This is a genomic window from Pseudarthrobacter sp. J1738, assembly GCF_050490315.1.
Taxonomy (GTDB): Bacteria; Actinomycetota; Actinomycetes; order Actinomycetales; family Micrococcaceae; genus JBNPEO01.
In genome coordinates, this window is record NZ_JBNPEO010000006.1 from 20,226 (window position 1) to 46,025 (window position 25,800).

Genomic DNA, 25,800 nt, shown 5'->3' on the forward strand with positions numbered 1-25,800 from the left:
CCAGTTCGGGAGAAATGAGACGTCTGCGGCAAGCTACAAGTTTCCATAAAGGCACCGTCAAGTTGTGCACAGACTCGTGGAGCAGTTATCCACAGAATAGTCTGCTGCTGTGGAGAACTTTCACCGTGCCGAAGTCGGTCATTTGTTGAAGGTTAATTCATGTGTACTCCGAGTCAAGACTCAACGCCATCATCCGCCGCAGCCTGAGGTACCGCCAAACGAACAGGCAATGCACATAACGCTCTCTTTGGACGTACTAGCCAGTAACGGCCGTAAATGCGTATGGATAAGCGACATTTGAGTGATTTTGCGCAGCATTTTCTATTCTATGAGCCAATTTTCCGTCCACCTCCGCTGTTTCACGTGAAACGATGCTTTCAGGGACTCATCGTCGCCACGCAGATAACCGTAGTGCCACCTTTAATCCATCAGCTGGCGATACATCCCTTGACGGGCCGCAATAGTCATCGACATCCGAAGTTGTGCACAGGTCTGTCACTAAACCCAGCGACGATATGCACAAAGTTATCCACAGCTGCCACACGCGGCATGGAATGGGGAACCCTCCCCACATACGTGCTTCCCGGCAGGCTCCCTGCACCCATGTGCCGCCTACCTGCCCGATCAAGAAAACGGTTAGGCCAGAGATTCGAGTAGCTGAGACACTGGTGTTCTAGAGAAATTCATTTTGGGCAAGACACCTGCCACAGCAGCTGCCAGATCGAGCCCCCGCTTGTTGCCTTGATGATCAATACCACACAAAACCGTAGCCACTGACGACGGCCCGCCTGCACGGTAGCCAGATCAGATTCTCAACTGCCCTTCCTCCTGTTACAGTCCTGGAACCGGCATAGCGCACAACGGTACTTACGTTGTTGGCAACGCAAGGTCAAGGCTTCAAGGCGGCCTGACACCCTAGGATGTAGGCGGCTGTGTCGTTCACAGTGCCGGATCCCACGGTTGCCCTATGACACAGCCAGCCAGCAGCCCTGAGGAGCTCGTATTGCCCCAGGGCTCGCACCCTCATAACTCCATTTATGGCGTCTGCCAGCAATCACTGCCACCCACCTTACTCAAGAGATTCAACATCACAGTCGAATGGTCGCCGCAGTACAAGGGCCCCACGCGCCGAAGGATGGGTGCACTGTGCGAAGGATGGGTGCTCTGTGCGAATAAGGGCACGGAGAAAATGCACTAGCAAGCACGGTCGTCGAGAGTTATTGTTTCGCGTGAAACGTCCACTTCAATTCGACGAGACTCCGCACGCCTTGCCTCGGGTAGGGGAGAGGCTGTATGAACTACAGAAGACTTCCGGGTGCCATCCTTTGTTTCACGTGAAACCGCACCAGCCACAATGGGCGTTACCGGCGTCTGCTGGTCTAAAAGGCGCAATGGCCGCCTCGTAGCGGTAGTTTCTGTCGATTAGGCGGCTAGGTTTCACGTGAAACGTCAATGGTTCTTGGCCGCCGCTCCTAAGAAGAACCTCCAGAATGCTTAGTCATGTGCTCTGCGCGTGGCTTGCTGAGTTGTGTCGGACCAGCACGTGCAGTCCAGAGAAAAGTCTTAAGCCAGATAGACGGCACGTGTGACTCAAGAATTCGGCCCTTAGTAGGGACCAGCGCAGGGAAATTGGCTAAGACCCGTCCTGCCTAGCCTGGGGCCAACCAAACTGCGCATTAGCGGGCGTCCATCCACCACGTAGATCCCGGCTGCCCTATCGCGTTTCACGTGAAACACACGCCTAATCCCACGTGCCCCGATCACTTCGGTCTGTAGGCCTCCACGGAGCACCGCAGCCTTCATATAAATGTGGCGAGGTCGGCCGCACGAAGCAGAGACCATCTATAAAATCACCTTCGCGCCCATAGCCAACTACTATGGTCTGCATGCGGGTCCACGCGAGGAACGGCACCTTACAAACGAACGGAAGCGATCTCCCGCCGGCCCTGGATGGCTTCCCAGGGTAAAGAGTAAGCCTGTACAACAGCAACTTATTCCTAATTAACATCCCGCGACGAAGTGTAGTCACGAATCCACGGATCCCTAGAAATATAATCCCTTCAGCCGCAGATCTCTCAATCGGTGCAATCTAGGCCTCAAATTTGAAGGAGATTGAGCGGGTGAGGGACGAATGATCTAAGGATCGGACTAACTTTCACCGTAGAAGGAACCCCACATTGCGCTCAGACCGCACCAGCAACACCTTTCGGGGAGCGTCCATACAGTGCAGCACTGAAACATACATGACGGTACCAAAAAGGCGGTGCATGTTTCACGTGAAACATGCACCGCCTAAAACGGGGGGACAGCGTCAGTTACCAGAACCAGGATTAATAACGTCCATAATACGGTTCAGGTCCTCAACGCTGGCGAATTCAATACTGACCTTACCCTTTCGGGCACCCAAAGTGATCTTCACATTGGTGTCCAAACGGTCGGACAGCGATGAGGCAAGGAAGTCCAGCCGTTCATGGCGAGCACCCGGCTTGGGAATAGCGCTCTTCTGAGGCGCTGCTGGATCCTGATACATGGACACTGCCTCTTCAGTGGCACGTACGGACATACCGTCCGCAACGATGCGTTGGGCGAGCCGTTCCATGGCCGCAGCGTCGGGCAGAGCCAAGAGTGCGCGGGCATGACCAGCCGACAATACTGCCGCGGCCACACGACGCTGTACTAGTGGCGGCAACTTGAGTAGACGAAGAGTGTTGGAGACCTGAGGGCGTGATCGGCCAATACGGTCAGCCAACTCCACATGAGTAGTTCCGAAGTCCTCGAGCAACTGCTGGTAAGCTGCTGCCTCTTCAAGCGGGTTCAGCTGACTGCGGTGAAGGTTCTCAAGCAAAGCATCACGCAGGAGATCATCATCTGTGGTGTCACGGATGATTGCTGGCACATGAGTGAGCCCGGCGGCCTGAGTTGCCCTCCACCGACGCTCACCCATCACCAACTCGTACGGTTCTCCACCTTCTTCGGTTGAAGAACGTACAACAATTGGCTGGAGGACGCCGATTTCACGAACGGAGTGGACCAGCTCCGCCATCTCGTCTTCATCGAAAACCTGGCGAGGCTGTTTTCGGTTCGGATGAATGTCATGGACCGGGATTTCGGCAAAACGTGCACCGGGAACTTCTACCAGATCGGGTCCGTCATCCTTGGAGCCCTGAAGATCGGCAGTCTGTGAAGCAGCGATCTCAGCGTCATCTGTGGCCGCGTTAGCGGAAGTCGCTGCCTTGCCGGCCGCGGCTTCCAATGCCTCAGCGGCATCGACTTTGGATGCGCTCTTCGACGCGACTGCTTTAGCGGCTCCTGCGGTCCCAGCGTTCTTGGTAGCGGCACCCCCAGCTTTGGTTCCGCTCTTGCTAGGAGCAGCCGAACCTGAACGAGCAGGAGCGCGCCCATTGGAAGCACGCTTAGCCGGTCGCTCAGCTAACAAAGCAGCAGTACTCCTAGCACCAGCCTGCCGGGCAGTGCTGGCAGCAGACTCCTCCGTACCTTCGGCAGCAGAACGTCCCTTGGGCTTTCGAGCATCCGGGAAAAACAAGTCCACAGGACGAGCAGCATTGGCCGGCGCGGATTCGTTCTCCGACGCTGGTGCGCTGGGGATGAGTGCGCCAAGACCGCGGCCAAGACCGCGTCGCTTTTCGCTCATGGGCTATTCCTCCAAAGAAAGTGCCAAGCGGTGCCCAGCTGAATGGAATGAAAGTACGTGTTGGATTCTACCGTTCAGCGATTTCCGCTGCGGCCTCAAGATAGGACAACGCGCCACTTGAAGACGGGTCGTAGGTCATAACCGTCTGCTGATAGCTCGGCGCTTCAGAGATACGTACCGAACGCGGTACAACGGCCTTGAGAACTTCCTTCGGGAAATGTTCACGAACCTCTGCAGCCACTTGGGCCGCCAAATTGGTCCTGCCGTCATACATGGTCAGCAATATCGTTGAAACACGAAGGTCAGCATTGAGGTGTTTCTGAATCATCTCAATGTTCTTGAGCAGCTGACTCAAACCTTCTAGTGCGTAATACTCACACTGGATGGGGATCAATACCTCGTTGGCTGCGCAGAATGCATTAACCGTGAGCAGACCAAGGCTCGGTGGGCAGTCAATAAACACAAAATCCAAACGCTCTTCGCCGTTAGCTTCGCGTTCCTTGGCATAAACATCAATGGCACGGCGCAGACGTTGTTCGCGGGCCACAAGAGAGACCAGCTCGATCTCGGCGCCGGCAAGGTGGATGGTGGCAGGAGCACAAATGAGCTTAGGAATGTCCGGGCACTGGGCTACAACTTCACCCAGGGGGACATCGTTGATCAGAACATCGTAGATTGAATCAACTTCGGCGTGGTGTTCAATTCCCAACGCGGTGGAAGCGTTACCCTGAGGGTCAATGTCAATGACCAGCACGTTCAAGCCAGCCGAGGCCAAAGCTGCAGCAATATTGACAGTGGTGGTGGTTTTACCAACACCACCCTTTTGATTGGAGACCGTAAAGGTTCGGGTCTGGGCAGGTCTGGGGAGCGGGCGCCCTAGTAGCTTCTCTCGTCGCCGTGTTTCACTGGCCAACTCACGTGCAATGGGACTCGAATCGTCCATATTGTCGATCACCGTGCCTCGCTTCCCTGCAGTTGTTTCACGTGAAACATTCGCAGATGTTCCACCTCGCACAACCGTTTTAGGTTGGGTTTGGGTGGATTTGGGCACGGGAACAGGGTTGGTCATTGCCCGTGCGGATCCCAACGATACAAACGGAGGGATGCGCTGGGCAGATGCCTCACTGCTGCTCAAAGTGCCACTCTCACTCTCAATTGGCCATGCTTGCCGCTATCTAGCCTAACTGCTTGGACCCCTGCTCTCCGGCCCCGCACTAAGCAAAGCTACTTATTGACCACAATCTTCACCACTGTGGTGGTCTCAGCCAACAGGCCTTCGCCCACTACTTCTACGGAAGTTTTAACGCCGCCCATACGCTTGATCACCTTGGCGGCTTTTTCAATTTCTTCCGCGGCGCTTTTGCCCTTAATAGCCACGACCTCGCCCTTGCCACCCAAGAGTGGAATGGTCAGTGCCACCAAACCAATCAGTGCCGACACCGCGCGGGCGGTGACAACGTCGACGTCGAGCTTTCCAACAAAAGCCTCAGCCCGGCCACGCAGGACAGTTACATTCTCAAGTCCTAAATCGTCCACCACTTCTTGAAGCCAAATACAACGGCGCTCAAGGGGCTCAATCAAGGTCAGTTCAAGATCAGGGCGGGCGATCGCCAAGCAAAGACCTGGCAAACCGGCCCCACTACCAACATCGGCAACTCGTGCCTTGGGAGCGATTTCAGATTCGATCACAGCACAGTTCAAGACGTGGCGGCTCCACAAACGCGGAACCTCACGCGGACCAATCAGGCCACGCTCAATACCGGACGTTGCGAGGTGCTGTACATAGCGAACAGCCAAAGGCAAACGCTCGCCAAATATCTGCTGAGCCGCAGTAAGTTCCACTCCAGCCAGCTCTACACCAGTCAGTTCAACCACTAATCCATTCCTTCGCTGTAGCGGTAGCGCACTCCCTTACACCAAGGTGCGCGGAAGAAAGCGGAATCTACTCTGCCGAAACCACAATGTGGCGGCCAGCGCCTTCGCCCTCGGATTCGCTCACAAAACCAAGATCAGCAACAACATCGTGAACAATCTTGCGCTCGTAAGCGCTCATAGGTTCAAGCGGCTTAGGTGCACCGCTGCTCTTCACCTCAGCCACAGCCTCTTCTGCAAGTTTCTGCAGGTAGCTGGCACGTTCCTTGCGGTAGCCGTTGATATCCAACACCAAACGAGACCGGTTGGCCGTTGCAGAAAGTACAGACAAACGGGTCAATTCCTGAAGAGCATCCAGTACCTCGCCGTCCTCACCTACAAGGGCCTCAAGGCTGGAGTTTTCATCTTCTGTCTCAATGGAGATGTAGGTACGTCCGTTACGGACCTCAATGTCAATATCACCATCGATATCGGCGATGTCTAGGAGTTCCTCAAGGTAATCGGCGGCGACGTCCCCCTCTTCTTCCAAGCGGCTCAACGGCGTTGACGCATCAACAGGTGCATCAACGGTGGCTTCTTCTTCCACGGCAGAGGTGCTCTCAACAGTCATTACTTCTTCTTCCTGTTCTTGCGCTGGGGCTGTACCCGCTGGCCCTTAGGCTGCTCGACTACTGTCTCTTCTTCCACTGCCTTTTTACCCAGTGCGTTCAACGCAGGGGGGCCCTTAGCGGCACGGCGCTCGGCCAGTGCCTTCGCTGCGGGGGAGCCGGGAGTGGGCATACGACGAATAACAAAGAACTGCTGACCCATGGTCCACAAGTTGGTGGTGGTCCAGTAGATGAGGACACCAATGGGGAAGTTGATACCACCAATACCAAAGACCAAAGGAAGTACGTACAGCATCATTTTCTGCTGACGCATAAAGGGGCTAGCCAAGGCTTCTTCAGACATGTTCTTCGCCATGATCTGACGCTGAGTAATGAACTGCGAAGCCGTCATGGCCACAATCATGATGATGGACAACACCACAACGGCAACATTGCCGGCGCCGCCGTGCAGCAGAGCCGAGGAAAGTGGGGCACCGAAGATTGAGGACTGGTCAAACTGAACCACTTGCTCATGGCTCAGCGCACCAATGCCATTGCCCTGTTCTTTGGCCTGAGAAATTCCGGATAGAACCTGGAACAAGGCGAAGAAGAACGGCATCTGGATCAGCATGGGCAAACAAGCCGAGAACGGGTTGGTGCCGTGCTTTTTGTACAGCGCCATCTGCTCTTGGGCCATGGCCTGGCGGGAAAGCTGATCAGTTTTGCCCTTGTACTTGTCCTGCAGCTTCTTCAGATCAGGCTGAAGCAGCTGCATACCGCGCTGAGCCTTAATCTGCTTAACAAACACGGGGATCAGAGCAGCACGGATCACCAGCACCAGGCCAATGATGGACAGTGTCCAGGTCCAGCCAGATGCGGCAGGCATACCAATGAAGGTCAGCCCGTCGTGGAAGCCCAACATAATGATGGACACAAGCCACTTGAACGGGAACAAAATTGTTCCAAAGAAGTCCATATATTTTCCCTATTTCCTCAAGCCGCGCTGCGGCCGTCTTCATCAGACTGAACACCTAGGTACACGTCCGGATTGTTCAGTACAACAATTTGGGGGGTCTTTCCCTCAGACCAGTGACGGTGCCCAGCAGGGACGTGGTCCACTCCGCCATCATTCCAGGGGTGGCACTTCAGCAGTCTTTTGACGGCGAGCCAACTACCCTTAACGGCGCCATGCACCGTGACTGCTTCGAGCGCATAGGCCGAGCAGGAAGGAAAAAAACGGCATACCTGTCCGTAGAGGGGCGAAATCACCTTACGGTAGCCCTTAAGCAAACCAATAAGAATGTTCCGCGGCAGGTTCCAAATGAAGCTACCCACGCCGCTTTCGGGAACAGCAAAACGGACGACGTCGGAACGCGCCTCAGTCATGCTGTTTCCCTTCGTTTCGCGGAGACTTTGAAAATCCACCGGAATTTGAGGCCGATGGATTCGCTAAGCGTCGCAGGGTATGGGTCAACGCTGCATTGTAGTCAGCACTCAATTCCTGCCAAGAGGCCGCTGCGGCAGCCGGTAAGGCACGAACCACAATATTCAGACCAGTGCCATGTTCCTTGACGGTAATGGCAGCTGTTTCTCTCAGTCTCCTCTTAACGAGGTTCCTGACAACAGAGTTCCCAACACCCTTTGAAACGATGAACCCAATCTTGCTGGGCAGGCCGGAATCAATATTGGCCGTATATAACACTAAGTTCCGGCGTCCATTGCGGACGCCGGAACGTACAGTTGCTGAGAAATCGGCCGATGTTCTCAATCGGTTCTGGGTGGCTAGCACCTTAGATACAAAAGAGTTGTCTAGACCGATTGGTCAATATTTACGCCGAGAGTTCGGTGCGGCCCTTGCCACGACGGGCTGCCAAGATGGCACGGCCAGCACGAGTACGCATACGAAGACGGAAGCCGTGCTTCTTGGCACGACGGCGGTTATTCGGCTGAAAAGTCCGCTTGCTCACAGTAGTTGCTCCAGTAGGTCAATGGCGCGCCTACCGATATCAACTTGGGGAAGAAGAGGCCGGCGCTAAGTTTTTTGGTGCCCACCGCCCGGACCAGGCCAATCGCAAGCGTTCGGCGAACGGGGACCAGGGCAGAAAGTAGACACAAAGGACTTCACAACGTTAGGCCAATTCAAGGCGCCAAGTCAAACTGAACCATCCCTACTGGCCTATCCACACATGTGGTTATCAACACGTTAAGACCTGTGGATTACTACATCCAGATGCGCCCAAAGAGAACCACAACCGTGTAATTTTCCACAGGCTAAATCCCAGCTATCTTCTAGGGAGTCCATCCTTTACAGTTGCTCAGTAGCCGATTATCCATGGTCTGTGCATAAACCTGTGGAATACCGGGCCTGTGAGGACCGCAATGGCTACCCGGTATCCTCTCGAGGAACCCGGCTGATCGAATAAATGCGTATGACCGAGGTGTAGGGACTTTTGATGACAGTTGACGAGGCCGACCACGCGAACACTCTGGGAAGTTCCTGGCGGCGAGTAATTCGTCTTCTCGAAGAAGACCACCGTGTTTCGCCCCGACAACGTGGCTTCGTGATTTTGGCTCAAGCACAGGGTCTGATCGGTTCAACACTTCTAGTGGCTGTACCCAACGAACTCACTCGAGAAGTCCTGCAGACCCAGGTCAAGGACGCTCTCGACGACGCCCTCCGAGAAGTTTTCTCCGAAGACATCCGTTGTGCCATCGACGTAGACACCGACTTGGTTCCCGTCCATGTGGAGCCGGAACCCGTCGTCGTACCTAAAAACGCTGCTGAAAGCTCCGAACCCAAGCCGCAGCCCATGCTCCCCAGCACCTCACACGAATTTGGCCGGCTGAACCCCAAATATATTTTTGACACCTTTGTGATCGGTTCTTCGAACCGTTTTGCCCATGCAGCCGCTGTGGCTGTAGCCGAAGCGCCGGCAAAGGCGTACAACCCGTTGTTCATCTACGGCGATTCTGGTCTGGGTAAAACTCACTTGCTACATGCCATTGGCCATTACGCCCGGCGCTTGTACAGCGGAATCCGGGTTCGCTACGTCAATTCCGAAGAATTCACTAACGATTTCATCAACTCGATTCGTGACGACGAAGGCGCAAGCTTCAAAACCACGTACCGCAACGTTGACGTCCTGCTCATTGACGACATTCAGTTCCTGGCAGGCAAAGACCGGACGCTCGAAGAGTTCTTCCACACGTTCAATGCCCTGCACAACAACAACAAGCAAGTGGTTATCACCTCTGACCTGCCCCCCAAGCAGCTGGCAGGTTTTGAAGACCGCCTCAAGTCCCGCTTTGAATGGGGCCTCCTAACGGACATTCAGCCACCGGAATTAGAAACGCGTATTGCGATTCTGCGCAAAAAGGCTCTCAGCGAAGGTCTTTCTGCACCCGATGATGCTCTCGAATACATCGCCTCGAAGATTTCCAGCAACATCCGCGAGCTCGAAGGCGCGCTGATTCGCGTCACTGCCTTCGCTAGCTTGAATCGTCAGCCAGTAGATGTTGGGTTGGCGGAAATGGTTTTGAAGGACCTCATCACTGATGACGGAGCCCAAGAAATCACTTCGCAGCAGATCTTGGATCAGACGGCTGACTACTTCAAGCTCACGATGGAAGAGCTGTGCAGCAAATCCCGCACGCGCACCTTGGTAACCGCTCGCCAGATCGCCATGTACTTGTGCCGCGAACTGACAGACATGTCCCTACCCAAGATCGGCCAAGAACTTGGTGGACGTGATCACACCACGGTGATCCACGCTGACCGGAAGATTCGTGAACTGATGGCTGAGCGTCGTGTGATTTACAACCAAGTGACCGAGCTAACCAACCGAATTAAACAACAGCAGCGAGATTCCTGAGGCGCTCTCTCTACCTTATTAACAGCAGCATGTGGATAAGGCTGTGGATAGTTAAGTGGAGAACCGGCCTTGACCCCCTTAAAACCCTTAAGGTTGCTGTGGATCCCCGAAAACACGGAAATTTTTACCCACATCCACAGCCTGTTTAAACCCCAGTCTTCCCACACCAGACACACAGGGCTTAACCCCGAAAACGAACCGTGAGATCGAGTTATCCACAGTATCCACAGCAGTTATTAACACTACTAATCCCAAGAAAATGAAATCCCTCAAATAACAACCTCACTTGATCACCCCGGACCTGTTCTGGAACCCCACCAACCGAGCTTTGCCAATGGGTTTATTCTTGTAACTCCGGCTAAGCTGTCAGCAGCAAGCTCCTCGTAATGAAAGGCGGCACCCTTCCGTGAAGTTCAGAGTGGACCGGGATGTCCTGGCAGAAGCAGTCAGCTGGACCGCCCGCTCGTTGTCTCCGCGGCCGCCAGTTCCTGTACTTTCAGGTCTCCTTCTCAAAGCCGAAGCAGGCACCGTTAGCCTTTCCAGCTTTGACTACGAGACCTCAGCTCGTTTGGAAATTGCCGCAGATGTAAGCCAAGAAGGAACCATGTTGGTTTCCGGACGGCTCTTGGCAGATATTTGCCGAAGCCTTCCCTCAGCACCTGTTGACGTTGAAACCGACGGATCTCGAGTGACCTTGAGCTGCCGTCGAAGCAGCTTTCACTTGGCCACCATGCCAGAAGCTGAGTACCCCACACTTCCCACGCTGCCAACATTGAGTGGCACCGTCTCAGGCGACGCTTTCGCACAAGCTGTTTCCCAAGTGATCATTGCTGCGAGCAAAGATGACACTTTGCCCATCCTGACCGGTGTTCGGATGGAAATTGAAGATGATCTCATCACCCTTTTGGCCACTGACCGCTACCGTCTGGCCATGCGCGAATTGCCTTGGAAGCCGGTCACCCCGGGAATTTCTACGAGTGCTTTGGTCAAAGCCAAAACACTCAACGAAGTAGCTAAAACTCTTGGCGGTGCTGGGGACATCAACCTAGCCATTGCTGAAGATGACAGCCGTTTGATCGGTTTTGAAAGTGGCGGACGTACCACCACTTCACTTCTAGTTGACGGTGATTACCCCAAGATTCGTTCGCTGTTCCCCGATTCCACGCCCATCCACGCAACGGTTTCCACCCAAGAACTCGTTGAAGCGGTGCGCCGTGTATCCCTGGTTGCTGAACGAAACACCCCAGTCCGACTGGTCTTCACTCAAGGCCAACTCAACTTGGATGCCGGAACGGGCGAAGATGCCCAGGCCTCTGAAGAGCTCGAGGCACAACTCGTCGGTGATGACATCACCGTAGCGTTTAACCCTCACTACCTGATTGAAGGACTAGGTGTTATTGAAGCGAAGTTTGTTCGTTTCTCCTTCACCTCAGCCCCGAAGCCAGCCATGATCACTGCCCAAGCAGAAATTGATGGCGAAGATCAGGATGACTACCGGTATCTCGTGATGCCGGTACGTCTACCCAACTAGCTTGTTGACGCCCTAGGCCCTAGGCGCCGCACCAACAACAAGCTCACGAGCGAACAACAGGGCATCAAGCAATTCAGGAAAGAGTGATTTCTGTGCACATCGGTCTTATTGGACTTGGAAAAATGGGCTTCAACATGCGTGGGCGTCTGCGCAATGCTGGTATTGAAGTCACCGGGTTTGACCGCAATCCGGAAAAGACTGACGTGGCCACCGTCGATGAGCTGATTGCAGCTCTTCCCGCGCCTCGCTTGGTGTGGGTTATGGTTCCGGCTGGCGAAATTACTGACGCCGTTATCACCGAATTGGGTGGCAAACTCTCCGCTGGTGACATGATCATCGACGGCGGAAACTCACGCTTCACCGAAGACCAAAAGCACGCAACAGCGCTTGCCGAGAAGAACATCCGTTTTGTGGACTGTGGCGTTTCCGGTGGTGTGTGGGGTTTGGAGAACGGTTACGGCCTGATGGCCGGCGGGTCCGCCGAAGACATCGCGTTTGCACTTCCCGTTTTTGATGCACTCCGTCCCGAAGGCGAGCGTGCCGAAAGTTTTGTTCACGTTGGTGACGTAGGTGCCGGCCACTACGCAAAGATGGTGCACAACGGTATCGAATACGGCCTGATGCAGGCCTATGCCGAAGGCTACGAACTGCTCGAAGCCAAGGACATCATCAAGGATGTTCCTGGTACTTTCCGCGCATGGCAAAAGGGCACAGTTGTCCGTTCCTGGCTCCTTGACCTGATGGTCAAAGCTCTCGATGAAGATCCCGAATTGAGCCAGATCGCTGGGTACGTTGAGGATTCCGGAGAAGGCCGCTGGACTGTTGAGGAAGCCATCGCCAACTCGGTGCCCGCCCCGGCTATCACTGCCTCGCTCTTTGCCCGCTTCGCCTCGCGCCAAGATGATTCACCCGCTATGAAAATGGTTTCTGCTTTGCGTAACCAGTTCGGTGGCCACGCGGTTAAGAAGCCGGGCGAGACAAGCGCTAAGTAACGTGCACACGGCGTGTATCTAGAAAACCTACAGCTCACGGATTTCCGCAGTTATGCGGAAGTAGATTTCCAGCTTGGTCCAGGAGTTACGGTTCTGGTGGGCTCCAACGGGATTGGTAAAACCAACCTGATGGAGGCCATCGGATACCTCTCCACACTGAGCTCGCATCGAGTGAGCTCGGACGCACCGCTCCTACGATTTGGCACCGAACGGGCCATGATTCGTGGGACTTTGGTGCGCGGGAATCGATCCTTGGTTCTTGAGGTAGAGATCAATGCCGGACGGGCCAACCGGGCGCGGATTAATCGAGCTAATCCGGTCCGGGCCCGGGATGTACTGGGATTGTGCCGCACCGTTCTCTTTGCCCCCGAGGATTTGTCCTTGGTCAAGGGTGATCCCTCACATCGGCGCCGCTTTTTGGATGAACTGCTGGTGACGTTGTTGCCTCGCCATGCGGCCACTTGCAGTGACTACGAGCGGGTCCTCAAACAACGCAATGCCTTGCTGAAATCCGCGCGGGCATCCCGATCTCGCGGCGGCTTCGATGAGACGTTGGATGTTTGGGATCAACATTTGGCCCAGACGGGTGCAGCACTATTGCACGCTCGCTTGCAATTGGTTGAGCTATTGCAGCCCCACGTGGATACCGCTTACGCGGCACTCACTGATGGGTCCAAAATCGCCCGACTGCGATACATTTCCTCTATCGAGCCGGCCGCGCAGGGCCCTTCAGAGAGTTTTTCCTTCCCTGAACACATGGACGACGACGGCACTGAAGTACCGTCGTCGGGCTCAGAAACTGAGCAACTTTCCAATAAATCCGTGGACGAGCTTGCTGCCCAGTACCTGGCCGCCCTAGCCGCGTCACGTCGTCGGGAACTTGAACGCGGGTTGTCTCTCGTTGGACCACACCGAGACGAGCTCGAAGTTTTGTTGGGTACAGCACCGGCCAAGGGGTACGCATCACACGGGGAAACCTGGTCCATGGCCTTGGCCCTGCGGCTAGCGTCCTATTACGTGATGTTGGATGACGATATGGATCCTGGGGCTGCCCCCATCCTGATCTTGGACGATGTTTTTGCTGAGTTGGATGTTGAAAGGCGCCGTAAACTCGCCGTTATTGTGGCCGGCGCGGAACAAGTCCTTGTCACAGCGGCCGTAGATGCAGACATTCCGCCGGAGCTATCCGGCCGCCGGGTAAAAGTTATCCCCGGGGGCATAGATGAGCACTGAACCAGAGGACGTTGACGCTGCCCAAGCTGCCCTAAACCGTGTCAGAGATGCGGCCGCCGCACGAGGTGAGGTCCGGCGTCGTTATCCTGGAACTTCCGCAGCCAGTAAAAAGACCAGCAACAGCAGGTATGGGTCCACCCGAGGTTTTGGGCAATTTCACGGTCAAGGGAGGGACCCCTTGGGCTTGGGTAAAGTTGTAGGGCGATTGGTTGCAGAGCGCGGCTGGACTTCCCCGGTAGCCGTTGGGTCAGTGATGGCGCAATGGCCCGCATTAGTGGGCCCGGAAATTGCTGCACATTGCACTCCAGAAAGTTTTGAAGCCACCACTCTTCACGTTCGTTGTGACTCGACGGCATGGGCTACTCAATTACGATTGCTGCGCGGAAGCCTCCTGGAATCGTTCAGGAAGGAACTGGGCGAAGGTGTGGTGACCAAAATCGAGGTGCTGGGACCCGCCGCACCGTCCTGGCGCAAGGGACGCCGCACGGTTAATGGCAGAGGTCCCCGAGATACCTACGGATAGAGCCGGATTCTTCCATCGTTTGGTGCCAACTCTTGATAATTGACCAAAGGGCGTGTAGCGCCTGAAAACGCCGAAGTGCGTATCCGGCCCCAGTCGAGGTCTGTTTAATCGGCTGCAGGTGCACTTATTGGCCTCTCATGGCTATGTTTAGTCCCATTTGGCGGTCTAAAATGCGGGCAAAGTGGCTACTCCACGGTAGAATTGGCGTGATAACTAAGCGACGAATCCGCGTCCGTGGCATCGTCGCTGATGGTTTGTGCCAGCTTGACCATGGAATTTCCGGACCCCGGAGTGTGCCTGGCGGGCGGCCACCTAGCAATAGAGGAGTCGAAAGCGCCAGTGGCTAACGACAATACAGACACCAGTACGCCCTCGGAACCGGAAGAAAGCGCCGCAGCTGTTGAAGTTCCGGCCGTTGTACCAGCGGCAGAAAGCGCTCCAGAGAGCGCCCCGAGAGAGTATGGCGCTAGCGATATTACGGTGCTTGAAGGGCTAGAAGCCGTTCGCAAACGCCCTGGTATGTACATCGGTTCTACTGGTCCTCGCGGCCTCCACCACTTGGTATATGAAGTAGTGGATAACTCCGTTGATGAGGCCCTGGCTGGCTATTGCGATCACATTGAGATCACTCTCCAGGCCGACGGTGGCGTCAAAGTTGTAGACAATGGGCGCGGTATCCCGGTAGACATCCACCCCACCGAAGGCAAGCCGACCGTCGAAGTGGTTATGACCATTTTGCACGCAGGTGGAAAGTTCGGCGGCGGCGGATACGCGGTCTCTGGTGGTCTGCACGGTGTTGGTATCTCAGTAGTTAACGCCCTCTCGAGTCGCGTAGATACTGAAGTTCGCCGCCAGGGGCACGCATGGAGGATGAGTTTTGCCGATGGCGGTAAGCCTCAGGGTGGACTGGTCAAGGGTGAAGAGACTGAAGCTACCGGTACCACTCAGACCTTCTACCCGGACGCTTCAATCTTCGAATCCACTGAATTCGACTTCGAAACGCTTCGCGCGCGATTCCAGCAAATGGCCTTCTTGAACAAGGGCCTTCGCATCACCTTGACGGACGAGCGCATTCCTGAAAACGCTGCGCTGACCGAATCCGACACCGACTTGGACCTGGACAATGTGGTTCGCGAAGGTGAAGTTGGCGAAGGTCACCGCTCGGTGGTTTACCAGTACGACAACGGCCTGTTGGACTATGTGGTGCACCTCAACTCCTCCAAAAAAGCTGAGCTGGTTCACGAGGATGTTATTTCCTTCGAAACCGAAGACAAAGAACGCGAAATTTCCCTCGAAATGGCTATGCAGTGGACCACTGCATACTCAGAAAGCGTTCACACATACGCGAACACCATCAATACTCATGAAGGTGGAACGCACGAAGAAGGCTTCCGGGCAGCGATGACTTCACTCATCAACCGCTACGCCCGCGAAAAGTCCATCATCAAAGAAAAGGAAGAAAATCTCACGGGTGATGACATCCGTGAAGGTTTGACTGCCGTTATTTCCGTGAAGTTGGGCGAGCCCCAGTTTGAAGGCCAGACCAAAACCAAGCTTGGAAACTCCGAGGTCAAGGGTTTTGTTCAGCGAGTTGTGACCGATCAACTCGGGGACTGGCTGGAACGGAATCCGGGTCCGGCACGCGACGTCATCCGCAAAGCCATTTCCGCAGCTCAAGCACGTATGGCTGCCCGCAAGGCCCGCGATAATGCCCGCCGTAAGAGTCCCCTGGAATCATTTGGTATGCCCGGAAAGCTTTCCGACTGCTCATCCAAGGATCCCTCGCGTTGTGAGGTTTACATGGTGGAGGGTGACTCCGCAGGTGGTTCGGCCAAACGAGGCCGGAACCCGGAAACCCAGGCCATCCTGCCTTTGCGCGGAAAAATTCTCAACGTTGAACGAGCCCGCTTGGACAAGGCTTTGGGTAATGCCGAAGTTCAGTCCATGATCACGGCTTTTGGTACGGGTATTGGCGAAGACTTCGACATCACCAAGTTGCGGTATCACAAGATCGTTTTGATGGCTGATGCTGATGTTGATGGTCAGCACATCACTACCTTGTTGCTGACCTTGTTGTTCCGCTACATGCGCCCGCTGATTGAAAACGGCTATGTGTACTTGGCCCAGCCACCGCTGTACCGCATCAAGTGGTCCAATGCCGATCACGACTACGTGTTTAGTGACGCCGAGCGAGACGCCACTGTAGCCAAGGGTCTTGCCTCCAACAAGCGTTTGCCCAAGGACAACGGTATTCAGCGCTACAAGGGTCTGGGTGAGATGGACTACACCGAGTTGTGGGATACCACCATGGACCCGGACCACCGCACCCTTCTGCAAGTCACCATGGATGACGCACTCGCCGCGGATCAGATCTTCACCATTTTGATGGGTGAAGACGTGGAATCGCGTCGCAACTTTATTCAGCAGAACGCCAAGGACGTCAGGTTCCTCGATATCTAGTCAGCGCCACACGCGCACTAATATTCCCGAACCGATATATACCTGGAATGGAAACTATTAAGTTATGAGCGACGAAACTCCTGAGGTCAACGGCGACGCCACACCTCAAAGCGGCACCCCCGAGGTTCCCGCAGCACAGGACGTAGTACTCGAAGGCTCTGTGATCACCGATCCTTTGACCGACCGCATCGAGCAAGTAGACCTGCAAACAGAAATGCAGCGCTCTTACTTGGACTACGCTATGGCCGTTATTGTGGGCCGCGCGCTCCCGGATGTACGCGACGGGTTGAAGCCAGTGCACCGCCGTGTGCTCTACGCGATGTTCGACGGCGGCTACCGCCCGGACCGCTCCTTCAACAAGTGCGCGCGTGTTGTTGGTGAAGTGATGGGTCAGTATCACCCGCACGGTGATACAGCTATTTACGATGCTTTGGTTCGTTTGATCCAAGACTGGACCATGCGTTACCCGTTGGCTTTGGGCCAAGGTAACTTCGGTTCCCCCGGTAACGACGGCGCCGCTGCGCCGCGTTACACCGAAACCAAGATGGCTCCTTTGGCCATGGAAATGGTCCGCGATATTGACGAAGAAACCGTCGATTTCCAGGACAACTATGACGGCAAGAACCAAGAGCCCACCATCCTGCCGGCACGTTTCCCCAACCTTTTGGTGAACGGTTCTTCAGGTATTGCCGTGGGTATGGCCACCAACATTCCTCCGCACAACCTGCGGGAAGTTGCTGATGGTGTGCAGTGGTACTTGTCCAATCCGCAGGCAAGCCGCGAGGAACTTCTCGAAGAGCTGCTCTTGCGAGTTAAGGGACCTGATTTCCCCACAGGCGCAACGATTTTGGGCCACAAGGGTATTGAGGATGCCTACCGGACTGGCCGTGGATCCGTCACCATGCGTGCCGTGGTTAACGTCGAAGAGCTTCAGGGACGTACCTGCTTGGTGGTCACTGAACTTCCCTACCAGGCCAACCCGGACAATTTGGCCATCAAGATCGCAGAACTGGTTCGCGATGGCAAGATTGCCGGCATTGCTGACCTCCGCGATGAGACCTCTGGCCGTACCGGTCAGCGCTTGGTTATTGTTCTTAAGCGTGATGCTGTGGCGAAGGTTGTTTTGAACAACCTCTACAAGCACACGGAATTGCAGAGCAACTTCTCCGCTAACATGCTTGCGATTGTTGACGGTGTGCCGCGTACCTTGAGCTTGGATGCGTTTATTCGCCACTGGGTAACCCACCAGATGGATGTTATTGCCCGGCGTACCCGGTACCGTCTGCGTAAGGCCGAGGAAGAAGCGCACATTCTGCGCGCACTGCTCAAGGCTTTGGACATGCTGGATGAGGTTATTGCACTCATTCGTGCCTCCAACACCACTGAAGCGGCCCGTGATGGGCTGATGCAGTTGCTGGACATTGATGAGCTTCAGGCTCGGGCCATTCTGGAAATGCAGTTGCGCCGTTTGGCTGCACTGGAGCGCCAGAAGATCCAAGATCGTCACGCAGAGCTCGAAGCCTTGATCACTGAGTACAACTCGATCCTGGCGTCTGAAGAACTTCAGCGGGGCATCATCAGCGACGAGCTTGGTGAGATTGTTGCCAAACACGGTGATGACCGCCGCACCAAGATTCTGATGGGCTTCGACGGCGACATGTCCATGGAAGACCTCATTCCTGAAGAGGAAATGGTTGTCACGATCACTCGTGGTGGCTACGTCAAGCGCACGCGTAGCGACAACTACCGTTCGCAGCAGCGCGGTGGCAAGGGAATCCGTGGAGCACAGCTCCGTGGGGATGACGTTGTGGAACACTTCTTTGTGACCACTACCCACCACTGGTTGTTGTTCTTCACCAATTTGGGCCGTGTGTACCGCGCCAAGGCTTACGAGCTGGTTGAAGCTGGCCGCGATGCCAAGGGCCAGCACGTTGCAAACCTATTGGCGTTCCAACCGGATGAGCACATTGCCCAGGTGCTGGATCTTCGCGATTACCAGCAGGCTCCGTACTTGGTACTGGCTACCAAGCGTGGTTTGGTCAAAAAGACCCGCCTCGAGGATTACGACACCAACCGCTCTGCCGGTGTGATTGCTATCAACCTGCGTGAAGGCGATGAGCTCGTTTCGGCTCAATTGGTGTCCGATACTGATGATTTGATGCTGGTTTCCCGTAAGGGCCAGTCGATTCGCTTCACGGCCACCGACGAAGCACTACGCCCCATGGGCCGTGCAACCTCAGGTGTGACAGGTATGAAGTTCCGTGAAGACGACGAACTCCTTGCTGCTGACGTAGTGACAGATGATTCGTTTGTGTTTGTGGTTACCGAAGGCGGCTACGCCAAGCGCACCAAGGTTGAGGAGTACCGACTCCAGGGCCGTGGTGGGTTGGGTATCAAGGTGGGCAAGTACCAAGAGGAGCGTGGTCACTTGGTGGGCGCGTTGATTGTCCACGAAGAAGACGAAGTTCTTGTGGTGATGGAAGGCGGGAAGGTAGTCCGCTCAGCAGTCCAGGGTGTTCCTGCCAAGGGCCGCGACACCATGGGCGTGATCTTTGCCAAGCCGGACAAGAACGACCGAATTATTGGTGTTGCAAAGAACACTGAACGCGGTTTGGAAGCTGCCGATGAGGACGCTGATGCGCAGGAAAATGCTGACGCGTCCGTACTCGAGCAAGGCGATGACGTAACGTTGAGCCAAGTAACTGACAACGCTGCTGAGGGTTCGCTCGAGGCAACGGCACCGGGCACAAGCGCTGATGAAGCGAACGACGCCACGGAACCGGGCGACGAAAACACCGGAGGTAACGAGTGAGCACGCCCAACTCCAACCCGAGCCCGTTTGAGAGCAATCCTGAAAAGCCACGCACCGCACCCGCATCCTCGGGTGTAACGCCGCCGGCAAAGCCGGTTCAGCGCCCGGAGGCACCTCAGGCGGCGCGGACAGCAAGTCCGACGGCGTCTTCCGCCGGAACGCCGTCCTCTCGCCCAGGCGCCACTGGCCCCAGTGCTTCCCGTCCGGCTCCAGCCGCTTCTGGTGCAACGCGGCCGGGTACTCCTAGTGCGGGGCGTCCAGTTCAAGGCCAGCGTCCGGCTGCTGCCGGTACTGCTCGTCCGGGTACTGCCGCGCAGCGCGCGGGTACGCCCAATCTGGTAAAGCCGGCTCCTCGTGCCAAAGTTCGCCGTGCTCGTCTGCTGATCAGCAAGGTTGATCCGTGGTCCGTGCTCAAGATGTCCTTTTTGCTTTCTGTGGCATTGGGTATTGTCACGGTGGTGGCAGCGATTGTGTTGTGGACTGTTTTGGATCTCACGGGGATTTTTGATCAGGTCAACAAGCTCCTGGGAGAAGTTGCCGGTTCCGAAAGTGGCGGATTCGATTTGAAGAAGATCGCGTCCCTTGGCCAGGTTGCCTCGTTTGCCACGATTATTGCCGTAATCAACGTGGTTCTTTTGACCGCGTTGTCCATGCTTGCAGCCGTTCTGTACAACCTCTCTGCGACCCTTGTTGGTGGCATTGGGGTCACTCTGACAGACGACTAATCTGCTCGATTTTGGATCGGGCCGGGATGTGCTGTAAAGTCATATCTCGGCCCGATGAGGCATCGGGGCGTATAGCTCAGGCGGTTAGAGCGCTTCGCTGATAACGAAGAGGTCCCTGGTTCAAGTCCAGGTACGCCCACGGAACCTGCACAGGTTCAAGTAAGGAAGCTGTTTATCGCAGCTTCGGAACGAGGTGTTTGTGAAGAAGTTGTTAGTAATAGCAGCGGCGATCGCAGGTGTTCTTGTTTACAAGAAAGTGCAGGAATCCGAAGCTCGGAAAGAAATCTGGAGCAACTCCACCGATTCGGTAGAGTGATTCAGAACTCATAGGGAATTGGACATTGCGTCCAAAACTTAGGGTATGATTGACGGGTTGCTTCTTATGGGGGCATGGCGCAATTGGTAGCGCACCTGCTTTGCAAGCAGGGGGTTCGGGGTTCGAGTCCCCGTGCCTCCACCGTAGCGAATATCGAAAGAGCCAAGCGTCTAAAACGTTTGGCTCTTTTGTTTTGCCCGGAAATACGCGGATTTTTCCAGGGAATGCTGATCATCTGCGCGCATACGATGACACGAAGAAAATTCGTGATGGTAGTAAAATGGTAAATTTTAGTATCAATTTGTGTTGAGTTTGGTGTGCCTTGTGTGCCCCGGGAATCCGCAGAATATTTGCACCCACTTATCAAGGTGCGCCCGGAGTGCGCCCGATCTCGACAACGGGGTTAATACAGTCGCTCTGAGAATGGGCCCTCGTGAGTCTTCTGAATCGTTTTTGGCGATGCCCCGGTACCTCGCGCCTTGTCTATTTTTTCTTCAGATGTGAGAGGCATTTTCTTTCGCGGTGCAGCGGTGCATCAAATACATATCCACATGTTGAAAACGTGTGGAGAACGTATGATCGATAATATGTGTCGAACTGGTCTGGAGCTGAGCCGTAGTCAGGAGCGTTCCCCTGGCGAGAACGATCAGATTTTCGCACCGACCTACGTCGTGAGTTCCGCCCAGACCCCGCTCGCCACACGGTTCGTCCGTGTCATTGATGGCAGCACCATCGAAGTCCAGCCGATAGATGACAAGTCGCAACCAACGGGTGCCCCCAATTTCACGGTGCACATGCTGGGCACCGCTGCGCCGGCCCCTACGGAGTGTGGAGGCGCCGAGTCCATCGCCAACCTCAAGCGCTTGTTCCGCCCCAATGAGCTGGTCAAAGTCACCGCTGAGCCACTGCTGACCACCACCAAGGACAAAGACGGGAACACCCTGGCGTACGTGATCACGGGTGCCGGCGTGACCCAGGACATTGGCCTGCGGATGGTCAAGGAAGGCTTCGCCGCGGCGTCCTACCCTCAGGGTCAAAGAGAGCCAGCGGTGTTTGCACAGTACACTTCGTACGCCAAAGGGGCCGTCGATCAAAAGGACGGCATCTGGGCCAACTGCCCCGCTCCAAAGGCCTAAAACGCCGCTCTCCAGGGCATGTGTGCCATTTCTTCAAAAAACGTGGCACACCCATCAAAATCAGCGCCATCATGCGGGAAAACACCCCTCCAGACACCTGTTTTCCCAAAAGCCTGTGCCATTTCTAAAAACAGAAATGGCACAGGCTTTTTCCTTGTCCCGTATGGGAAGCAGGCCCCTCCAAGTGCCTTTGTGCCATTTGTGCCACGAGTTTTCAAGTTGATGCGCGTGCGTGTGTGCGCGTGCGCGTGCGCGTGTAGCAAGTTCAAATATGGTGGCACAAATGGCACAAACAGGGCTCATAGGGTCGTATTCCCTTGTAAACACGGGCTTTTAGGGTGTGCCATATTTACTTTTTATAGATCTATAAAAATATGGCACACCACCCCTTTGAGCCCCTCAAAATCCCCGCCAATCCAAGGATGAGCGGCCTTTTTGGAACTGTGCCATATTTTTTTTGGAGAAATGGCACAAATGGCACAAATGCTAACTTGTTTCCAGTCATGCAGTTCTTCCACCACTGAGCAGCCGGTCATCAGCAATCATCCTGACTGAGCGTTGTGGGACCGCCCTAGAGCCTGCGCATACCTGCTGGAAAGGAGAGTTCCGCACGCCGGCCAGCGCTCAGAAATACTTGGAATGAGGTGGGAATCAGGGTGCCAGTCTCATTGGGACACTTGGGACATTAGGAAACTTATCTACCCACTCCCGGGCGTATGGGAAGAATGTATTGGCGGCGTCCCTTTTGTCCCAACGTTGGTGCTTCGGAAATTATCCACTGCCTCATGTTCTGCAATCAGTTCATGATGCTCAGCTGCGACGGATGGCCTCGAGTTCAGCGATGCGTGTCTCAATGGCTCGTGCAGCCGCTCGTGCCATGTCGAGATCGTCCTGGGCCTGGCTTGCGCGAGATAGTTCGATCGAAAGGTCGCGTCCCAGCTCATCGATTTCATCGTCGATCGCAGCCCTGTCCCGCAACAATGCAGCCAGCGGGATGTGGAGTACCTCAGCAATTGCGATGGCCTCCGCCAGACGAACAGCTCAATCATCAGTAGGACACCTGCCACCCAGCCATGACGGATCTTGCCAGCCACCTACCGCGGTTCACAATGGATGTATGGAAATTCCAGATATCACTCCTGTCGGCGAGCTGCATTAGTATGAGCGGGGCCACTGGCCCTTCGTCAAGGCCAGCTCTATCTATGGTTACGCACGCTCCTACCGCGACAACGCGGTCGATGTGCAGTGGCAGGATGATGAGTTTGTAGTGCACTGTGAATGGTGGCCCATAGAACTGGTTCAACGCGTCGACGACGAGAAGTGGCACGGGAAACGGCTCATGTTTTAGCTGGCCTTGTAGGATGCGAGCATGGCTGATTCACGGCACCCGGAGTGGGATCTGATGTTTGCGTCGGGGATCCCCCGGCCCAAGATAGCTGAGCTATGCCAGGCGAAACGGGGCACGGTGTTCGCACACTTCAAAAGTCGCATCGACAAAGACCCCAGTGTGCTGGCGGTCCATGAGGCCAACCGTTTGCGGGGATTAGACCGGCGCCCCACACCGGGCGAGCAGATACGTCTGAGCGACCTTGCTGAGTTCGTTGCCAGGGAGTCCAGATTCCCGGCTACCTCTGGCGAGCATGCAGCAGATGAGCTCGGATTAGGCTTCTGGCTCAGCAAGCAGCGTCATCTGGCGAAGACCAACGAACTCCCCCACGCTGTTCGTGCGGCTCTTGATGCTCTGGGTCGCTGGGATCAATCAGAGAAAGCTTCTCGCGATGACCAGCGCTGGCATGAGCAATGTCAGGCTCTGCTGGCCTTCTACCGTGCCACCGGCCGCTGGCCACTGTACAAAGTAGGCACGCCGGAGCCTGAGCACGGCCTGGGTGTCTGGCTGCACATGCAACGACAGAAGAAAAACGCCGGCAAGCTACCGGCCGATCAGCTCGCCGAGTTGGGCAAGCTCCTCCCCGGCTGGCGCGGCCGAGGCTACTAGCACCTCGTATATTCGTAGAAATGATGCTTCTCCCGTTGGAGGTTTGTTCATTGCGAGATCTGCAGCGATCCCCTGCTATGAGTCCTTTGTAGACTGTAGATCTAGGGGTCCACGAGTCCATGCCCTATAGAAACGACGATTTCTGCTTTCAACGAGATCTTCGTTTCGCTGATGCTTGGTATGTAGGCATATAGCAAACGGGATTTGGAGCAACCACGGCATGGAGTAACCCGTTTTTCTGGCTTTTCCGCCTTTGGTCATGATTTTTGTGAAGAAATTGGTTCTCGAAGCAGTCAATTCAATCGGAGTTATCCACAGACAAGTAACGAATCTGAAGCATTAAGACCTGAGTCACGAAGCTAGGGTCGTTTATAGATAGACGGGACGCTGATGCTGTCAGGGAAGACTCGCTATTTCGATTCGGGCATACCTCAAAACCGCGGAATTACAGGGATGTAAGTCTCCGTGGCACGTCTGCAGAAACATAAAACAAAATCTCTGTCAAGGGGACAGAGCGGCTTTCTAAGGCCATAGAATGCACCTCTGAGGCGCCACAGGCAGCTAGATGGTCAGTTTCTACCAGCAGGCCACGATCGCCATCCACAGGGCCACCCACGGGCTTTTGGCGCCCATTCCCGCAGGAGTGTCCTCCCCGTGCGGTAGAATGTTAGGTAAGGGTGGGAATACGAAAAAACCCCGCTCTGGAGAACAGCTCTTTTTGACGAAAGAGTGATCCGAGCGGGGCTGATGTATTCGTTTTTGAGGGCGAATATGCATCAACTCTACATCGGATCTGGTCCTCGGACATGCATTTGTGTCCAAAACCATGACGCCGGACACCAGTCCCGGCGGCACCGAACTATGGGGCCCGCGGGTCCCGGAAAGAGTTGAGGCACGACCTTGATTCCTATATCCACGGCCTTTGGCCTACCATCTCAGCTTCCGTTTCTCGATGTCTGCATCGATACGGATAACCCTCTCATCCTGGACCCGAGCGCCATCCGCAACAGCAGTCACCCCCGTGCCCCGAGGGCCCGGGACTGCCTCCATTCCTTCTTTAGGGAGGTTCTCCGTTGCAGGGACAGCGCCATTCCGGCCGAGCAGCGCCGTGGCCTTCAGCTCCTCCAGGAACTGCACGAACCCAACGAAACGCGCTTGGGCCTGACGGCAGAAGGAAGCCGGGGTAAAGGGTTCGGACCCGAAATGGGCCAACTCCTCTGGGATGAACTGCGGACTACTGTTTGCCGTAGCGCTGCTCTTTCCAAGCTGGAAGACCTCGCCCTGTTTGTTACGGGGGTGGGCAAAGACCTCACATCAGATATGACCACTCGCGTGATCATCGGCGTGTTGGTCGAGTTCACCCAGGAAATAATGCAACTGTATCCATCGCTGGCGGTGGGAGCTGTCAGCAGGATGGTCCGCATCTGGGACACACAAACACTTGACTGGATCGATCAGGAAGTGTTCTTGCCCTTTGCCAATGGTATACAACTTCTGCTGATCCCTGTGGAGTGGGCGCGTGGGAATCTGCTCATGGCCAGCCGCTCTTTCTACAACCGCAAGGCCACAGAAACACTGCAGGAAGAGCAGACAGTTGTGAGGGGCGATGTAAAGCTGATTCCCTCTAAGCGGCTACTCAAACAACAGAATCCTGAGGTCAAGAAACTGAACGGATCCCAAGCGGTTGTCTATCTTCCCGATCGGAATTTAGTAGAAGAATTCCGTGCGGACGTCGACAAGGACTTCGAAGCGATGACTTCTGAGGAAGCGGCCCTCCGGATTGCTCGACGCAATCGGGGGGTTGCATAGCCCCTGAGCGCCAGGGCATCTTTCGCGTTGATAGACGGCCCGCAGAAAAAACTGAGGGTCCGCATTCCAATGGGAAGCGGACCCTCAGCGGTGCAAACATCCTGCCGTTTACGCTTGCCATGGGCGTGGTGATATGGAGAGCGCACGATGAGGCTTTCACGATCTTGGCTTGCGAAAACTTTGAATAGCTGCCGACTCCGCGGCGACTGGTTCCCCATTAATGAATCATAGGGGGCGATGCCCAGTCTAAGCATCCCAATACCTTCTACCGACGGCAATCTGAG

General features: G+C 55.2%; 21 protein-coding genes, 2 tRNA genes and 1 pseudogene. 14 read left to right on the forward strand and 10 right to left on the reverse strand.

The features are described from left to right. Positions 1–2,311 precede the first annotated feature (2,311 nt). The 8 genes from ACQR35_RS09455 to rpmH all read right to left on the reverse strand — a co-directional run bounded on the left by ACQR35_RS09455 (position 2,312) and on the right by rpmH (position 8,078). Complete coding sequence (locus ACQR35_RS09455; RefSeq protein WP_430269871.1) at positions 2,312–3,652, reverse strand: ParB/RepB/Spo0J family partition protein; 1,341 nt, start codon at positions 3,650–3,652, stop codon at positions 2,312–2,314. A 67-nt stretch (positions 3,653–3,719) separates the two neighbouring features. Then, positions 3,720–4,787 carry a ParA family protein gene (locus ACQR35_RS09460; protein WP_430267621.1) on the reverse strand — a complete coding sequence of 356 codons (1,068 nt, stop codon included), beginning with the start codon at positions 4,785–4,787 and terminating at the stop codon, positions 3,720–3,722. Positions 4,788–4,876: 89 nt separating this feature from the next. Continuing rightward, positions 4,877–5,527: a 16S rRNA (guanine(527)-N(7))-methyltransferase RsmG gene (gene rsmG / locus ACQR35_RS09465; RefSeq protein ID WP_430267622.1), complete on the reverse strand. Its 651-nt coding sequence runs from the start codon at positions 5,525–5,527 to the stop codon at positions 4,877–4,879. 67 nt (positions 5,528–5,594) lie between these two features. After that, positions 5,595–6,134 carry a protein jag gene (locus ACQR35_RS09470; RefSeq protein ID WP_430267623.1) on the reverse strand — a complete coding sequence of 180 codons (540 nt, stop codon included), beginning with the start codon at positions 6,132–6,134 and terminating at the stop codon, positions 5,595–5,597. After that, a complete protein-coding gene (yidC, locus tag ACQR35_RS09475) occupies positions 6,134–7,087 on the reverse strand; it encodes a membrane protein insertase YidC (protein ID WP_430269872.1) in 954 nt (317 codons plus the stop codon). Before yidC ends, ACQR35_RS09470 begins: the two co-directional genes overlap by 1 nt. Before the next feature lie 17 nt (positions 7,088–7,104). Continuing rightward, on the reverse strand, positions 7,105–7,497 hold the full coding sequence (gene yidD, locus ACQR35_RS09480; protein ID WP_430267625.1) for a membrane protein insertion efficiency factor YidD: 393 nt from the start codon (positions 7,495–7,497) through the stop codon (positions 7,105–7,107). Beyond that, complete coding sequence (gene rnpA / locus ACQR35_RS09485; protein WP_430267626.1) at positions 7,490–7,900, reverse strand: ribonuclease P protein component; 411 nt, start codon at positions 7,898–7,900, stop codon at positions 7,490–7,492. Before rnpA ends, yidD begins: the two co-directional genes overlap by 8 nt. A 40-nt stretch (positions 7,901–7,940) precedes the next feature. After that, the gene (rpmH, locus tag ACQR35_RS09490) at positions 7,941–8,078 is read right to left on the reverse strand and encodes a 50S ribosomal protein L34 (protein WP_003800212.1); all 138 of its coding nucleotides are present in this window, start codon (positions 8,076–8,078) and stop codon (positions 7,941–7,943) included. A gap of 486 nt (positions 8,079–8,564) precedes the next feature. Between rpmH and dnaA the strand changes: the two genes are divergently transcribed. From dnaA to ACQR35_RS09550, 12 genes and pseudogenes are all read left to right on the forward strand, one after another. Then, the gene (dnaA, locus tag ACQR35_RS09495; RefSeq protein WP_430269873.1) at positions 8,565–9,983 is read left to right on the forward strand and encodes a chromosomal replication initiator protein DnaA; all 1,419 of its coding nucleotides are present in this window, start codon (positions 8,565–8,567) and stop codon (positions 9,981–9,983) included. 406 nt (positions 9,984–10,389) lie between these two features. After that, the gene (gene dnaN / locus ACQR35_RS09500) at positions 10,390–11,514 is read left to right on the forward strand and encodes a DNA polymerase III subunit beta (protein WP_430267628.1); all 1,125 of its coding nucleotides are present in this window, start codon (positions 10,390–10,392) and stop codon (positions 11,512–11,514) included. A gap of 44 nt (positions 11,515–11,558) precedes the next feature. Then, positions 11,559–12,506: pseudogene (gnd, locus tag ACQR35_RS09505) on the forward strand (phosphogluconate dehydrogenase (NAD(+)-dependent, decarboxylating)); the annotation flags it as partial. A 12-nt stretch (positions 12,507–12,518) separates the two neighbouring features. After that, positions 12,519–13,739 carry a DNA replication/repair protein RecF gene (gene recF / locus ACQR35_RS09510; RefSeq protein ID WP_430269874.1) on the forward strand — a complete coding sequence of 407 codons (1,221 nt, stop codon included), beginning with the start codon at positions 12,519–12,521 and terminating at the stop codon, positions 13,737–13,739. Continuing rightward, positions 13,729–14,262 carry a DUF721 domain-containing protein gene (locus tag ACQR35_RS09515; protein ID WP_430269875.1) on the forward strand — a complete coding sequence of 178 codons (534 nt, stop codon included), beginning with the start codon at positions 13,729–13,731 and terminating at the stop codon, positions 14,260–14,262. Before recF ends, ACQR35_RS09515 begins: the two co-directional genes overlap by 11 nt. A gap of 480 nt (positions 14,263–14,742) precedes the next feature. Beyond that, entirely contained in the window at positions 14,743–16,722 is a 1,980-nt protein-coding gene (gene gyrB, locus ACQR35_RS09520; protein ID WP_430269950.1) for a DNA topoisomerase (ATP-hydrolyzing) subunit B, read from the forward strand. Positions 16,723–16,786: 64 nt separating this feature from the next. Further along, on the forward strand, positions 16,787–19,534 hold the full coding sequence (gyrA, locus tag ACQR35_RS09525) for a DNA gyrase subunit A (protein ID WP_430267631.1): 2,748 nt from the start codon (positions 16,787–16,789) through the stop codon (positions 19,532–19,534). Beyond that, the gene (locus ACQR35_RS09530; RefSeq protein ID WP_430269876.1) at positions 19,531–20,259 is read left to right on the forward strand and encodes a DUF3566 domain-containing protein; all 729 of its coding nucleotides are present in this window, start codon (positions 19,531–19,533) and stop codon (positions 20,257–20,259) included. Before gyrA ends, ACQR35_RS09530 begins: the two co-directional genes overlap by 4 nt. Before the next feature lie 65 nt (positions 20,260–20,324). Continuing rightward, positions 20,325–20,398: transfer RNA gene (locus ACQR35_RS09535), tRNA-Ile, on the forward strand. A 60-nt stretch (positions 20,399–20,458) separates the two neighbouring features. Next, entirely contained in the window at positions 20,459–20,575 is a 117-nt protein-coding gene (locus ACQR35_RS09540) for a DLW-39 family protein (protein ID WP_430267633.1), read from the forward strand. 68 nt (positions 20,576–20,643) lie between these two features. Then, positions 20,644–20,716: transfer RNA gene (locus ACQR35_RS09545), tRNA-Ala, on the forward strand. Positions 20,717–21,150: 434 nt separating this feature from the next. Then, positions 21,151–21,711: a thermonuclease family protein gene (locus ACQR35_RS09550; protein WP_430269877.1), complete on the forward strand. Its 561-nt coding sequence runs from the start codon at positions 21,151–21,153 to the stop codon at positions 21,709–21,711. Here the strand turns inward: ACQR35_RS09550 and ACQR35_RS09555 are convergent. Together ACQR35_RS09555 and ACQR35_RS09560 are read right to left on the reverse strand one after the other, a co-directional pair. Next, positions 21,708–21,854, reverse strand: coding sequence for a hypothetical protein (locus ACQR35_RS09555; RefSeq protein ID WP_430269878.1), 147 nt, complete (start codon positions 21,852–21,854; stop codon positions 21,708–21,710). The two genes, ACQR35_RS09550 and ACQR35_RS09555, sit on opposite strands and share 4 nt — an antisense overlap. Before the next feature lie 667 nt (positions 21,855–22,521). Beyond that, the gene (locus ACQR35_RS09560; RefSeq protein ID WP_430269879.1) at positions 22,522–22,692 is read right to left on the reverse strand and encodes a hypothetical protein; all 171 of its coding nucleotides are present in this window, start codon (positions 22,690–22,692) and stop codon (positions 22,522–22,524) included. Positions 22,693–23,080: 388 nt separating this feature from the next. Between ACQR35_RS09560 and ACQR35_RS09565 the strand changes: the two genes are divergently transcribed. Both ACQR35_RS09565 and ACQR35_RS09570 read left to right on the forward strand, forming a co-directional pair. After that, on the forward strand, positions 23,081–23,707 hold the full coding sequence (locus ACQR35_RS09565; protein ID WP_430269880.1) for a helicase associated domain-containing protein: 627 nt from the start codon (positions 23,081–23,083) through the stop codon (positions 23,705–23,707). Between the two features lie 1,203 nt (positions 23,708–24,910). Further along, positions 24,911–25,516, forward strand: a complete 606-nt coding sequence (locus tag ACQR35_RS09570; protein ID WP_430269881.1) for a hypothetical protein — start codon at positions 24,911–24,913, stop codon at positions 25,514–25,516. Positions 25,517–25,800 lie beyond the last annotated feature (284 nt).